Raw genomic sequence first — 14,514 nt, 5'->3', positions numbered from 1 at the left:
CAGGACTCTTCAGCACGACCGCCGCAAGGAGCACAAGCCGTGACCGAGCACCCCGCAGAGCACACCGCGTGGGGCGAGCCGGAGACACCGGCGGCGCCCGCCGCGACCGCCGCCATCACCCCGGCCGACGCCGCCGACGCCGCGCGCCTGGTCGCCTTCGGGCTCCAGCCCAAGCTCCAGCCCGCCCGCGACCAGGAGTACGCGGAGCTGCTGCGCCGGTACCGCGAGGACCCGCCGTTCGCGCGGCTCGCCGACGCCGTCGCCGCCGGACTCGGGCTCGTCGTCCTGGAGGTGTCCCCCCGCGCGGGGATGGCCGTGACGGCCGCCGAGGACTCGGTGTTCGCCGTCCGCATGGGCGACTACGCGCGCAGGACCGCAGCCGACTCCACCGACCGCTTCCTGCACGGCCTCGCCCATCTCGCCGTCGCCGCCCTGGCGTTCCCGCGCCCCGAGGACCTCGCCGACGACGGATACATCGGACGGGTCACGGTCAACGGAGTGGACGCGTTCGTGCGCCAGGCCTGCCACCGCCTGGAGGAGCGCGCCGAGGAGCAGGGCGAGAACACCGACCCGCAGACCGACACCCCCGGCCTCGAGGCCGCCTGGCGGATCTGGGCACGGCGCAGCTCGACGGGCGCCACCAAGGACGCCCGCCGCCTCGCCGGGTCGACCACCGGGATCATCGGCAAGGCCGTCGCGTTCCTCACCGACTCCGGGTTCCTGCAGCGCACGGGCGACGACTCCGGGGGCACGTACCGCACCACGGCCCGCTACCAACTGCAAGTACGCGACATGGCGGGCGGCGCCGCCATGGCCGAGCTCATCGAGCTCGGCATCGTGCCCGTCACGGACGGGTCCGCGACCCTGTTGCCCCCCGACGAGACCGACGATCTGGAGCTGGCAGCCGACGCGGGCCTGCCTTTCCACTCCTGAGGGCACCCGCCCACCCCGCGTTCACGTCTCGCCCCACCCCGCAGTCCCAAAAATCCTGCTGTTCCGCACGACTTACGACGAGAGTCCGCCGCCATGTACGAGCTGTCCCGGGTCCGCCTCTACTCCATCGGCCCTGCCGGTGCGCGCTACGCCGACACCGTGCTTGACCTGCGTGGCGTCGGCGCGGAGGTGCCCGACCCCGCGCCCGCCCAGGCGGAGTTCTTCGCGGAGGAGCCGTCAGGGCCGCCGCGCCGCCCGGCGCCCGCCGGCGTGCTCTTCCTGGAGAACGGCGGCGGCAAGTCCGTCCTGCTCAAGCTGATCTTCTCGGTGATGCTGCCGGGCCACCGGAACACGCTGGGCGGCGCGAGCTCCGGAGTCCTGCGCAAGTTCCTGCTCGCCGACGACTGCGGGCACGTCGCCCTGGAGTGGCAGCACACCCTGACCGGCGAGTGCGTCGTCGTCGGCAAGGTCAGCGAATGGCGCGGGCGGCAGGTCTCCAACGACCCGCGGAAGTTCGCCGAGGCCTGGTACTCCTTCCGGCCGGGACCGGGGATGAGCCTGGACTCGCTGCCGGTGGCCGAGTCCACCGCCGTACGGCCGTCCGTCGAGGGCGTGTCGGGCGCGCAGGGACGTCGGCGCACCATGAAGGGGTTCCGGGACGCGCTGACCGAGGCGGGCAAGGCGTACCCCCACCTCGAAGTGCACTGGGAGGAGATCCACGACCGCTGGATCGAGCACCTCGGCGACCTCGGCCTCGACCCGGAGCTCTTCCGCTACCAGCGGGAGATGAACGCCGACGAGGGCGAGGCCGCGGGCCTCTTCGCGGTCAAGAAGGACTCCGACTTCACCGATCTGCTGCTGCGCGCCGTCACGGACACGCGGGACACGGACGGCCTCGCCGACCTCGTGCACGGCTTCGGCAACAAGCTCGGCCGCCGCTCCGAGCTCATCGCCGAGCGGGAGTTCACCGCGGGCTCCGTCGACCTGCTCGGCCGCATCGTGGACGCCGCCGGCACCCGTTCACGCGCGCGTGACGTGCACGCGGGCGCCGAGCGGCGCACCCGGACGCTGGCCCGCCGTCTCTCCGCCCGGGGCGTCACCGAGCGGGGCCGCGCGGGCGAGCTCGCCGAGCGTGTCACCGCCGCCGCGCACACCGTCACCACGGCGGAGGAGGCACGCGGCAGGTCCGCGTTGATCTCCGCGGAACTCGCCTTCCGGCACGCCTCCCTGGCGCTCACCGTCGCCGAGAAGGCCGCCGCCGCGCAGCGCCGCGAGCTCGCCGACGCACGCCAGCTGCACTCGTCCTGGCAGGCGGCCGAAGCCGTCCTGCGCCATCGCGCCGCCGCCGACCGCTCCGCGCGGGTGGCCTCCGCGATCCTGGAGGCCGAGCGGGACGCGGCGCCCGCGCTCGCCGCACGCTCCAAGGCGGCGGGCGATCTCGTCCGCGTCCTGCACACGGCGGCCGAAGGCGCGGAGTCGCTCGCGAACGAGGAGGAGGAGCGCTCGGCCGCGCTCCAGGAGACCGGCGAGGCCGCCCACCGCGACGCGACCGTCGCGGCGACCGAGGCGCAGCGCGCCCGCAGCGAGGCCGGGCACCTGCGCCAGCGCCTCGCCGAGGTCGAGCAGGAGACCGCGGAGGCGGTCCGTGCGGGCTGGCTGGACGACACGGCGCCGGACGCCGACCCCGCGCGCGCGGCGCTGGCCGCGAGCGATGCCGAGAAGAGCACGGTGACCGCCTGGGACACCGCCCGTGAGACCTCCCTGCGCGCCGCCGAGCACGCCAAGGAGGCGGCCGCCTCCGAGGCCCGCGCCGAACTCACCGCGGCCCGCGCGTCGGACGCGGCGGAAGCCGCCGAGCACGCGTACGACGCGGAGCGCCGTGCCGCGGAGTCGATCGCCGGAGACGAGCGCCTCGCCGAGCTGCTCGGCCTCCCGGGGGCGAGCTCCCTGGGCGTGCCGCAGCCCCGCCAGGGGGTGACGGGGACGGGCGAGAGCGGCGACCGGGAGGACGCGGCCGCCACCGACGGCACCGCCACGACCGCCCTCGCCCGTGTCACCACGGCCACGGCAACAGCCACAGCAACATCCACAGCAGCATCCACCGCCCCCCGCTCCCTGACCGAAGGCCCCCTCTCCCTCACGGAGTTGGACCGCAGCGCCGACGACCTCCGCACGCTCCTCGAAGACGGGGTCGCCTCCGCAGAGCGGCAACTCTTCGAACTGCGCACCGCCGCCGCCGACGACTCCCGGATCCTGGGCGCCCTGGGCGACGGCGGGCTTCTCCCGCCGGGACCCGACGTCCTGGCCACCGTCGAGTTCCTCGGCGAGCACGGCATCCCCGCCCTGCCCGGCTGGCGCTACCTCGCACAGGCCGTCGACCCCACCGACCACGCGCGCGTGCTCGCCGCCCGGCCCGAGCTGGTCGACGGCGTCGTCATCACCGACCCCGCCACCCACGCACGGGCCCGCGAAGCGCTCGCAGGCGCCGCCCTGCTGCCCCGCTCGGCGGTCGCCGTCGGCACCGCGGCCGCCCTCCTCGCGCCGACCCCCGCCGAAGAGGCACAAGGCGAGGACGTCTTCCTCGTACCGCCGAACCCCGCCATGCACGACGAGCACGCAGCCGACGAGGAGCGCACGGCGCTGCGCGCGCGGGCGGCGGGCCGTGACGAGGAGATCCGGGCGCTCGCCGTCCGCCTCACCAAGGACCGCGAACTCGCCGCGCGGCTCGCCTCCTGGCGCGGCGGCTGCCCGGCCGGGCGCATCGACGAGCTCGCCGTCGCCGCACGCACCGCGCGCGCCTTCGCCGAAGAAGCCGAGGCCGAGCTCGCCGAGGCCCGCACCGTCCGTGCCGAGGCCGACGAGGCCGCGGCCGAAACGGCACGCGCGCGTGACGAGCGGCAGGAAGCCGCCCAGCGCGCGCGGCGCGTCGCCGACGCCCTCGCGGGACTCGCCTTCCGCCTGCGCGAGCGCGCGGGCTGGCAGACCAAGCTGCGCGAACTCGCCGACGACGCCGTCGAGTCCGAAGCCCGCGCCCAGACCTGCCTGGACCGCGCCCGCGCCGCCGACGAGGACCGCCGCGCCGCCCAGCGGGCCGCCGACGACGCCCGCCGCACCGCCCGCGCCCTGCGCGCCGAGCGCGCCGAGATCGCCGGAGCCCCCGAGGACCTGCCCGAAGAGGCCGGCGCCCCCAAGACCTCGCTGCCCGCCCTCCGCGAGGCCTACCGCGCCGCGTCCCAGCTCTACGAGAAGGTCGGCGTCGGCGCCGACCTGCGCGCCGAACAGGCCCGCGCCGAGAGCGACGAGAGCGCCGCCCTCGCCGATCTCGACCGGCTCAGCAACAAGGTCCGCACCCGCGCCGCGCTGCTCCTGGAGGGCACGGACGGCTCCGACGGCCCCTCCCGCCAGGCCGCGTCCGCCCGCGCGGAGGCCCAGGTCCAGCTCATCGAGACCCGCGCCTCCACTGCCAGCGAGCAGCTGGGTCGGCTCCGGGGCGAGGCCGAGCGGCTCGCCCCGCAGGACGGCGACGCGCACACCGAGCTCCCCGAAGACCTCGTCCCCGCCGACGCCGAGCAGGCACAGACCCTGCTGCGCACCGCGACCACCGAACTGGCCACCCACACGGACGCCTTGAGCCAGGCCAAGGACGCGCACGCCACCCTCCTGCACGCCCACCGCGCCGCCGAGGACGCCACGGGCGGCTTCGACGAGACGGCGGCCCTCCTGCGGGACCTCCTGCGTGAGCAGCACCACGAGGAGGAAGGCACCGAAGAGCCCGAGCCCTACCCCGGCACCCTCGAAGAGGCCCGCCAGTCGGCATCCGAGGCCCGGCGCTCCCTGCGCGGCTGCGCCGCCGACCTCTCCGCCGCCGAGGCCGCCGTCCGCGAGGCCAGCGACATCCTCGTACGCCACGCGAACTCCACCCGCTACGAGCAGGTACGCACCCCCGCCCGCCAGCAGATCCGCGAACTGCCCGCGTCCGCCCTTCCGGAGCACGCCAAGAAGTGGGCCGACGCCTTCGCGCCCCGCCTGCGCGTGCTCACCGACGAGCTGGAGCAGCTGGAGCGCAACCGCGACAGCATCGTGGACCGCCTGCGCGGGCTCGTGGAGTCCTCGCTCGCCACGCTCCGGTCGGCCCAGCGCCTGTCGCAGCTGCCCGAGGGGCTGGGGGAGTGGTCGGGCCAGGAGTTCCTGCGCGTCCGCTTCGACGAGCCGGACCAGGCGACGCTCACCGAGCGCCTCGGCGAGGTCATCGACGAGGCCACGCGGGCCGCCGTCAAGAAGAACTCCGACATGCGGCGGGACGGAATGACCCTGCTGCTGCGCGGAGTCCAGGCCGCCCTGGAGCCGCGCGGCATCGCCGTCGAGATCCTCAAGCCGGACGCCGTGCTGCGCGCCGAGCGGGTGCCGGTCGGCCAGATGGGAGACGTCTTCTCCGGAGGCCAGCTGCTCACCGCGGCCATCGCCCTCTACTGCACGATGGCCGCCCTTCGCAGCAACGACCGGGGCCGCGACAAGCACCGGCACGCCGGCACGCTCTTCCTGGACAACCCCATCGGCCGCGCCAACGCCACGTATCTCCTGGAGCTCCAGCGCGCCGTTTCGGACGCCCTCGGCGTGCAGCTGCTCTACACCACCGGCCTGTTCGACACGACCGCGCTCGCGGAGTTCCCGCTGGTCATCCGCCTGCGCAATGACGCGGACCTGCGTGCGGGGCTGAAGTACATCAGCGTCGAGGAGCACCTGCGGCCGGGCCTGCCGCACCAGGACCCGGCCGAGGAGACGGTGCACGGGGAGATCACCGCGACGCGCATGTACAAGCGCCCCGCCGCGTCCACCTCCTAGGCCCCGGCCGCAGGCCCTAGCCCAACCGGCCGGTCAGCCACTCGTGGAACAGCCCGATGTGGTGCTCGGTCGGCACCAGCACCCCGCCCGCGCGGTAGGCGCGTGACGCCATCGCGGGCTGGGTGCGCTCGCAGGCCTCGAAGTCCTGCTCGTTGACCCGGTGGAAGAGCTCCACCGACTTGGCGAGGTCGACGCCGGACGCGACGACCTCGGGTGCGTACAGCCAGTCGCACTCGACGACCGTGCGGTCCTCGGCGAGCGGGAACATCCGGTGCAGGATCACGTGGTCGGGGACGAGGTTGATGAAGACGGTCGGCTTGATCGTGATCGCGTAGTAGCGGCGGTCCTGGTCGTCGGCGACCGAGGGCAGGCGCTCGAAGCCCGCGCTGCCGTCGACGGTGAAGCCGCTGACCTCCTCACCGAACGAGGCGCCGTGCCCCACGTAGTACTGGGCGGCGAACCCGTCGGCGAACTCCGGCAGCACATCGGTCAGTTCGGGGTGGATGGTCGCGCAGTGGTAGCACTCCATGAAGTTCTCGACGATCAGCTTCCAGTTGGCGCGCACGTCGTAGGTGACGCGCTTGCCGAGCGCGAGCCCTTCGGTTCCGTAGCGCTCGATGGACGCCGAGTCGCCCAGGCGCTCCACGGCCGCGCCGATGACGCTCTCCTCGAAGGAGGGCGGTTCGTCGGCCAGGCACACCCAGGCGTAGCCGAGCCACTCCCGCAGCGCGACGCCGACCAGGCCGTACGCGGTGCGGTCGACGTCGGGCATCTTCACCAGGTTCGGCGCGGCGATCAGTTTGCCGTCCAGGTCGTACGTCCATGCGTGGTACGGGCATTGGAGTGCGCGGCGCACCTCGCCCGACTCCTGGGTGCACAGCCGCGCGCCGCGGTGCCGGCAGATGTTGAGGAACGCGCGCAGCTGCCCGGAGCGCGAGCGGGTGACCAGTACGCTCTCGCGGCCGACCTGGACGGTGCGGAAGGCGCCGGGTTTGTCGAGGTCGGCGGCGCGCACCGCGCAGAACCAGAGCGATTCGAAGACGCGCTCCTGTTCCTGCCGGAAGATCTCCGGGTCGGTGTAGAAGTGGCCCGGCAGCGTGGTCTTCAGGCTGGCGGTGGACGGGGCCTCGGGGGTCGTCGTCACGGTGGCGTACTCCTCCGTACTCCTCAAGCGGGCGCGCGTGCTCCTCAAGCGGGCGCGGCGGCAAGGCGGCTGGGGTCGAAGAGCTCGATGGGGTGCTCGGTGGCGCCCCGCAGCGCCAGATCGGCGACGATCTCGCCGACGACCGGCACGAACTTGAAGCCGTGCCCGGAGAAACCGGCCGCGACGGTGACCGACTCGGGGTGGGCCGGGTGACGGGTGATGACAAAGTGCTCGTCGGGCGTGTTGGAGTACATGCAGGTCGCGGCCTTGACGAACGTCCCCGGCAGGGAGGGCACATGGCGCGCCATGTGCTCCGCCATCGCCGCGACCTCGTCCGCGTGGACCGTGCGCTCGATGTTCTCGGGCGTGCAGGGCGTGCCCTTGCGGAAGAAGGCGACCTTCGCGCCGAGTTCGGGGCCGTCGATGGCCGGGAAGCCGTAGACCTGCACGTCGTCCGCGTCCTCCCAGATGTAGATCGGGTGGTGCTGCGGCAGGAAGGGCCGCACGCCGCCGGTCGGCTGGAACCAGTACATGACCTGCCGCTCGATGGTGAACGGCACCCCGATGTCGGTGAGCAGCTGCGGCGCCCAGGCCCCCGGGCAGATCACCAACTGCCCGGCGGTGTAGGTGTCTTCGGGGGTGTGGACGCGCACGCCGTCCCGATACGGCTCCCAGCGCGTCATCGGTTCCTCGAAGTGCAGGTCGGCGCCCTGCCGGGTGGCGAGCTGGAGATGCGCGGCGACGGTGTTCTCGGGACGGACGAGCCCGGCCCGCGCCTCGTACAGCGCGACCTCGTCGTCACGTGGGCTGAGCGTCGGGAAGCGGCGGCGTATCTCGGGGGCGTCGAGCATCTCGTGGGGCAGGTCCCACTGCTGTGCGGAGAGCAGCGAACCGGAGACGGTGCGGCTGTCGGGGCGGCCGACCATGACGCCCCCGCACAGAGTGGCGATCTCGCGGCCGGTGTCGCGCTCCAGGCGTGCGTACAGCTCGTACGAGCGCAGGAGGAGCGGGACGTACGCCGGGTCCTCGAAGTAGGACTGCCGGGTGATGCGCGAACCGCCATGGCTCGAGCCGCGGTTGTGGACGGGCCCGAACTTCTCCAGGCCAAGGACGCGGGCGCCGCGCGCGGACAGGTGGTGGGCGGCGGCGCTTCCCATGCCGCCGAGGCCGATCACGATCACGTCATAGGTGGGGGACACGGAGCTTCCTCCCTAACTGCTGCCGATGGGCTCTGGCCTAGCTGCTGCCGACGGGCCGCTAGCGGCGGATGCGGGTCATCTTCGGGTCGAACAGCGGCTCTTCGGCGACCGTCGCGGGCACCTTCTCGCCGAAGTACTCGATGTGCACACCCGCCCCCGTCTCCAGGGGCGGCAGCCACGCGTAGGCGACGCAACGGCCCAGCGTGTAGCCGTACGAGGCGCTGGTGACGTACCCGGCGGGGACGCCGTCGACATGGACGGGCTCCTTGCCGAGGACCACGGCGGCCGGGTCGTCGAGCAGCAGCGCGGTGAGCCTGCGTGCGGGGGAGCCGAGCCGTTCGAGCGCGGCACGTCCCACGAAGTCGCCCCGGTCCATGCGGACCGCGAAGCCGACACCCGCCTCGTAGGGATCGTGCTCGGCGGTCATGTCGTGGCCCCAGGCGCGATAACCCTTCTCCAGACGCAGGCTGTTGAACGCCGAACGCCCGGCCGCGATCACGCCGTGCCGCTGCCCCGCCTCCCAGAGCGTGTCCCAGAGCCGCAGACCGGTGTCGGCGCTCGTGTAGAGCTCCCAGCCGAGCTCACCGACGTACGACAGGCGCATCGCCGTCACGGGGACCTGGCCGATGTAGGTCTCCTTGGCCCTGAAGAAGCCGAACGCCTCGTGTGAGAAGTCGTCGCTGGTGAGCGGCTGCACGAGCGCGCGGGCGAGCGGGCCCCAGACGCCGATGCAGCAGGTCCCCGAGGTGATGTCCCGCAGGTGCACGCCGTCGGGGGCGTGGCGAAGGAGCCAGTCCAGGTCGGCCGGGCTGTTGGCGCCGACCTGGAAGCGGTCCGGGGCGAGCCGGGCCACCGTGAGGTCGGAGCGGATGCCGCCCGCCTCGTCCAGGAGGAGGGTGTACGTCACCGCGCCGGGCTTCTTGGCCAGGTTGTTGGAGGTCATGCGCTGGAGGAAGGCGAGCGACCCGGGCCCCGACACCTCCAGGCGGCGCAGGGGAGTCATGTCGTAGAGGGCGACCTTCTCGCGGGTGCCCCGAGCCTCCGCCGCCGCGATCGGCGACCAGTGGCGGGCCGACCAGGCGTCGCGTTCGGGGACCTCGATGTCCGCGAGGAGCGGGGCGTTCGCCTCGTACCAGTGCGGACGCTCCCAGCCGCCGCCCTCAAGGAAGACCGCGCCCAACTCCTGCTGCCGGGCGTAGAAAGGGCTGACCCGCAGCGGGCGAGGCTGCTCCATGGGCTGGAGCGGATGCAGGACGTCGTAGACCTCCACGAACTGCTGGGCGCCCCGCTCGGCGACGTAGGCGGGGGAGCGCTGGGCGTCCTCGAAGCGGGTGAGGTCGCAGTCGTGCACGTCGACGGAGGGCCGGCCGTCGACCATCCACTCGGCGACCGCCTTGGCCACACCCGCGGAGTGCGTCACCCACACCGCCTCGGCCAGCCAGAAGCCGCGCAGCGCACGGGATTCGCCGAGGACCGGCATCCCGTCCGGGGTGAAGGAGAAGACACCGTTGAAGCCCTCCGCGACCTCGGTGCCCCGCAGCGAGGGCAGCAGCCAGCCGCAGTCCTCCCAACTCGGCGCGAAATCCTCCTCGGTGAAGGGGTACGAGGACGGCATCTCCGTCGCGTCGTCGTACGCGGGCACCGTGAACGCGTCCACGGGCAGCGGACGATGGGCGTACGAACCGATGCCGATGCGGTCGGTGTGCTCACGGAAGTACAGATCACGGTCCTGGAAGCGGAGGATCGGCTTCGAGGCCTCCGTACGCGGGTCGTTGACGCCCGCGAGCTCGGGGAGCGGCCCGGTCTTCGCGTACTGATGGGCGAGCGGCAGCAGGGGTATGTCGACACCGGCCATGCGCCCGATCACCGGACCCCAGAAGCCCGCCGCCGACACGATGTGGTCGGCGGGGAACGTGCCCCGGTCGGTGACGACGGCGGTGACGCGGCCGTCCTCCTGCTCCACGCCGGTCACGGTGTGCCGGTCGAGGAATCGTGCGCCACGCGCGCGTGCCCGCTCGATCTGCGCGCGGCAGGCGAGCACGGCGCGGGCGAGACCGTCGTCGGGGGTGTGCAGGCCGCCGATGACCTTGCTCTCGTCGATGAGCGGCCACATCTCCTTGCACCGGGCGGGGCCGACCAGCTCCGCGCGGACGCCCCAGGAGGCGGCGTATCCGGCCTTGCGGTGCAGGTCGGCCCAGCGCTCGGGCGTGGTGGCGAGTTCGAGGCCGCCGACCGGGTTGAAGCAGGACAGGCCGTCCACTTCCAGGGCCCCGAACTTCTCGACCGTGTACGTCGCGAAGGCGGTCAAGGCCTTGGACGGGCCGGTCTGGAAGACCAGGCCGGGGGCGTGCGACGTGGAGCCGCCGGGGGCGGGGAGCGGCCCCTGTTCGAGGACGGTGACGTCGGTCCAGCCGCGGGCGGTCAGCTCGTCGGCGAGGGAGCAGCCGACGATCCCCGCGCCGATCACGACGACGCGCGGTGCGGGAGAGCCGGGGCGGGGCGGCGGAGGGTCTGCCTCGGGGGCCGCGGCACGGTCGCTCACAGGACCACCACCGATCGCAGGACCTCACCGCGGTGCATCCTGGCGAACGCTTCCTCGACCTGGTCGAGCCCGATGGTCTCGGAGACGAATCCGCCGAGGTCGAGCCTGCGGGTGAGGTACTGGTCGACGAGGATCGGGAAGTCCCTGGTCGGCAGGCAGTCGCCGTACCAGGAGGACTTGAGGGCGCCGCCGCGCGAGAACAGATCGATCAGGGGCAGGTCGATCCTCATCTCCGGGTCGGGCACACCGACCTGGACGAGCACACCCGCGTGATCGCGCATGTAGAAGGCCTGTTTGTACGTCGACGGGGTGCCGACCGCGTCGATCGCGACGTCCACCCCGAACCCGCCGGTGAGCTCGCGGACCGCCTCGACCGGGTCCGTGCGCCGGGAGTTGACGGTGTGCGTGGCGCCGAACCGGGTCGCCCCGTCGAGCTTGGCCTCGTCGAGGTCGACGGCGATGACGCGGCGCGCGCCCGCGAGCGAGGCCCCGGCGATCGCGGCGTTGCCGACGCCGCCGCAGCCGATGACGGCCACGGTGTCGCCGCGGCCCACCTGGCCGGTGTTCACGGCGGCCCCGTAACCGGCCATCACCCCGCAGCCGATGAGCCCGGCGGCCTCGGGCCGGGCCGCCGGGTCGACCTTCACCGCCTGACCGGCGGCGACCAGGGTCTTCTCGGCGAAGGCGCCGATGCCGAGGGCGGGGCTCAGCGGGGTGCCGTCCAGGAGGGTCATCGGCTGGGCGGCGTTGCGCGAGTCGAAGCAGTACCAGGGGCGGCCACGCAGGCAGGAGCGGCAGGCTCCGCAGGGGGCGCGCCAGGCCAGCACCACGTAGTCGCCGGGGGCGAGATCGGCGACGTCGGCGCCCACCGCCTCGATGGTGCCGGCGGCCTCGTGTCCGAGCAGGAACGGGAAGTCGTCGTTGATCGCGCCTTCCCGGTAGTGCAGATCCGTGTGGCAGACCCCGCAGGCCTGCACGGAGACAAGTACCTCTCCCGGTCCGGGATCTGGCACGACGATCGTCTGCACCTCGACGGGTGCGCCCTTTTTCACGGCGACGACGGCACGGACCTCGTGTGGCACGGCCAGACTCCTCTGCTGTTGCGCACTGCACGACGGGTTGCGCTATGAGAGACATAGTGGGAACGACATCAAGAGGCCGTCAAGGGGTGGGAGTTAACCCTTGGCGAATCAGCAGCGCACAGCGATTCGGGTCGGCACACACGGCGAGGGCGGAGCCAGGAATCCCTGGCTCCGCCCTCGTGTCCGACGTCCTGCGGCGGCCCGTCAGAAGCCGTAACCCATCCGCCGCGACAGCTCGACGGCGGCGACGACCGTCCGCTTGGCGAGCTCGGTGAGGCGGTCCTCGGTCAGGCGGTACACGGGCCCCGAAGCGCTGAGCGCCCCGATCACCTTGCCGTCGTGCGCGCGCACCGGTGCGGCGACGGCGGCCAGGCCCACCTCGAGCTCCTCCACGGCGATGGCGTACCCCTGCTCGACGACGGCCTCCAGCTCGCCGCGCAGCGCCACCGTCCCCGTCACCGTGTGCTCGGTCAGGCGCGGCAGCGTCCGCGCGACCAGGCCCTCGCGCAGCGTCGTCGGCAGATGGGCGAGGAGGATCTTGCCGCTGGAGGTGGCGTGCAGCGGGGTGCGCCTGCCCAGCCAGTTCTGCGCGGTCACGGACGCGGGGCCGCGGGCCTGCATGATGTTGACCGCGGCGTCGTCGTCCAGGATCGCGATGTTGACCGTCTCGCCCAGCTCGTCGGCGAGGTCGCGGCAGACGGGGCCGCCCTCCTGGGAGATGTCCAGACGCACGGCCGCCGCCCCCGCGAGGCGCAGTACGCCGGCCCCCAGGAAGTACTTCCCGCGGTCCTTGGCCTGGCCCACCAGGCCCCGGTTCTCCAGGACGCCGAGCAGCCGGAAGGCCGTCGACTTGTGCACCCCCAACTCGTCGGCGATCTCGGTGACCCCGGCCTCGCCGAGCCGGGCGAGTATCTCCAGGACGCTGACCGCGCGGTCCACGGACTGGACAGATCCCGGGGCCGCTTTCGGCTGCTTCTCGCGCGGCTCGGGCTGGTCCTCGGGCCGGTTCTCGCGAGGATCCTCGTTCTGATCAGGCTGTTTCCGCGTGCCGGTCATATCTCAACTCTCACCACCTCGCGGCCTGTTGAAGCCGCATCTTCGGGAAGCCCTTGACGCGGCGGGCTTCCCGACCGGATTCTGTTGCGCATAGCGCTCCCTCGTGCGCCATGCGAAACATCATGTTACCGAAGGGTCCTGGGCCGAGAAGGTGTCAGGACCGGGCCGAGAGACATCAAGAGGGGGGCCCATGATTCCCGTCTGCCGCCTTGAAGACCTCCCCACGGGCGAATCCGTCCGTGTCGACACCACACCTCCGATCGCGGTGTTCAACGCCGACGGCGAGCTCTACGCCATCGACGACACCTGCAGTCACCAGGACGCCTCTCTCTCCGAGGGGTGGCTGGAGGGCTGCCTGGTCGAATGCCCTTTGCACGCCGCCTCATTCGATCTCCGCACCGGCCGGCCGACCTGTCTGCCCGCCCGCCGCGCCGTGCGCACCCACCGGGTGAGCGTCGACGACGGCACGATCCACGTCCACCTCGTGGCCGAGGAGGGTTCCGCCGCATGAGGACCATCACCGTGGTGGGCGCCTCGCTCGCCGGGCTCTACGCGGCGCGCGAGCTGCGCGCCCAGGGATACGACGGGCGGCTCGTGATCATCGGCGACGAGCCGCACTCACCGTACGACAGGCCGCCGCTGTCCAAGGACTTCCTCACCGGAAAGGCCGACGAGGACCAACTCGCCCTGTCCGACGACGAGGAGAGCGACGAGCTCGACGCCGAATGGCTGCTCGGGGTGCGCGCCCGCGCCCTGGACCCGCGGGGCCGCACCGTGCTCCTCGACGACGGCAGGACGGTCGCGAGCGACGGCGTCGTCATCGCGACCGGCGCGTCCGCCAGGCGCCTGCCGGGGCCGTCCCTCGCCGGGGTGCACAGCCTGCGCACCCTGGACGACGCTCGCGCCCTGCGCGCGGAACTGACCGCCTGGCCGCAGCAGGTCGTCGTGATCGGCGGCGGCTTCATCGGCGCCGAGACCGCGTCCTCGTGCGTGGCCCTCGGGCACGACGTGACGGTCGTCGAGGCCGCCGCGCTGCCGCTGCTCCCGCAACTGGGCGCGGACATGGCGGCGGTGTGCGCGGGGCTGCACGCGCGCGGGGGAGCGGAGCTCGTGACGGGCACCGGTGTCGCCGCGCTGCACGGCGACACGGCCGTGCGCGCGGTGGAGCTGGCCGACGGCCGCATGCTCCCCGCCGATGTGGTCGTCGTCGGGATCGGCGCCACCCCCAACACTGCCTGGCTCGCGGGCTCCACCCTCGCCCTGGACGACGGAGTGCTCTGCGACGACGGCTGCGTCACCGGCCTCGCGCACGTGGTCGCCGTGGGCGATGTCGCCCGCGTGGGCGCTACGCGGGCCGAGCACTGGACGAGCGCCACGGAGCAACCCCGCGTCGCCGTACGCAACTTGCTGGCCGGCCACACCGTGGAGAGCGTGCGCCCGCTGCCGTACTTCTGGTCCGACCAGTACGGCTCCCGCATCCAGTTCGCCGGGCGACGGCGCCCCGACGACACCGTGCGCCTGCTCGAAGGCTCACCGGAGGAAGGCAGTTTCCTCGCCGCCTACGAACGGGAGGGGCACACCACGGCGGTCCTCGCGATGGACCGGCCACGCCCGTTCACGCGGCTGCGACGCGGTCTGCTGGCGGCGGAGGCGCCCGTCGCGGCCTGACTCCCCGGCAGTGCACCCCACCCGTGGCGGCGCTACTCCTGGCGGCGC

The 14,514-nt window shown here is 73.1% G+C and carries 9 protein-coding genes; 4 read left to right on the top strand and 5 right to left on the bottom strand.

Translation table 11 applies throughout. From position 1 onward, the window contains the following. Window positions 1-39: 39 nt before the first annotated feature. Window positions 40-933, top strand: a complete 894-nt coding sequence (locus tag ACFUPX_RS32540) for a hypothetical protein (RefSeq protein WP_383330865.1) — start codon at window positions 40-42, stop codon at window positions 931-933. Between the two features lie 93 nt (window positions 934-1,026). Beyond that, window positions 1,027-5,775 (top strand): hypothetical protein, encoded by a 4,749-nt coding sequence (locus tag ACFUPX_RS32535; RefSeq protein WP_383330862.1) that lies wholly within the window; start codon window positions 1,027-1,029, stop codon window positions 5,773-5,775. A 16-nt stretch (window positions 5,776-5,791) separates the two neighbouring features. Here ACFUPX_RS32535 and ACFUPX_RS32530 read toward each other — a convergent pair whose 3' ends face one another. From ACFUPX_RS32530 to ACFUPX_RS32510, 5 genes are all read right to left on the bottom strand, one after another. Then, complete coding sequence (locus tag ACFUPX_RS32530) at window positions 5,792-6,919, bottom strand: aromatic ring-hydroxylating dioxygenase subunit alpha (RefSeq protein WP_383330859.1); 1,128 nt, start codon at window positions 6,917-6,919, stop codon at window positions 5,792-5,794. 44 nt (window positions 6,920-6,963) lie between these two features. Next, window positions 6,964-8,118, bottom strand: a complete 1,155-nt coding sequence (solA, locus tag ACFUPX_RS32525) for an N-methyl-L-tryptophan oxidase (protein ID WP_383330856.1) — start codon at window positions 8,116-8,118, stop codon at window positions 6,964-6,966. Between the two features lie 58 nt (window positions 8,119-8,176). Continuing rightward, window positions 8,177-10,585 (bottom strand): FAD-dependent oxidoreductase, encoded by a 2,409-nt coding sequence (locus ACFUPX_RS32520; protein WP_383330913.1) that lies wholly within the window; start codon window positions 10,583-10,585, stop codon window positions 8,177-8,179. A gap of 71 nt (window positions 10,586-10,656) precedes the next feature. Continuing rightward, window positions 10,657-11,742 carry an S-(hydroxymethyl)mycothiol dehydrogenase gene (locus ACFUPX_RS32515; RefSeq protein WP_383330853.1) on the bottom strand — a complete coding sequence of 362 codons (1,086 nt, stop codon included), beginning with the start codon at window positions 11,740-11,742 and terminating at the stop codon, window positions 10,657-10,659. 204 nt (window positions 11,743-11,946) lie between these two features. Then, entirely contained in the window at window positions 11,947-12,798 is an 852-nt protein-coding gene (locus ACFUPX_RS32510; protein ID WP_383330850.1) for an IclR family transcriptional regulator, read from the bottom strand. A gap of 190 nt (window positions 12,799-12,988) precedes the next feature. On the opposite strand from ACFUPX_RS32510, the gene ACFUPX_RS32505 reads away from it, so the two are divergent. Continuing rightward, a complete protein-coding gene (locus tag ACFUPX_RS32505; protein ID WP_383330847.1) occupies window positions 12,989-13,309 on the top strand; it encodes a bifunctional 3-phenylpropionate/cinnamic acid dioxygenase ferredoxin subunit in 321 nt (106 codons plus the stop codon). After that, window positions 13,306-14,466 carry an NAD(P)/FAD-dependent oxidoreductase gene (locus tag ACFUPX_RS32500; RefSeq protein ID WP_383330844.1) on the top strand — a complete coding sequence of 387 codons (1,161 nt, stop codon included), beginning with the start codon at window positions 13,306-13,308 and terminating at the stop codon, window positions 14,464-14,466. The genes ACFUPX_RS32505 and ACFUPX_RS32500 overlap by 4 nt, the downstream gene beginning before the upstream one ends. Window positions 14,467-14,514 lie beyond the last annotated feature (48 nt).

Source organism: Streptomyces sp. NPDC057302 (assembly GCF_042667685.1).
In the GTDB taxonomy this organism is placed as follows: domain Bacteria; phylum Actinomycetota; class Actinomycetes; order Streptomycetales; family Streptomycetaceae; genus Streptomyces.
This window is presented reverse-complemented; position numbering and strand designations above follow the sequence as displayed.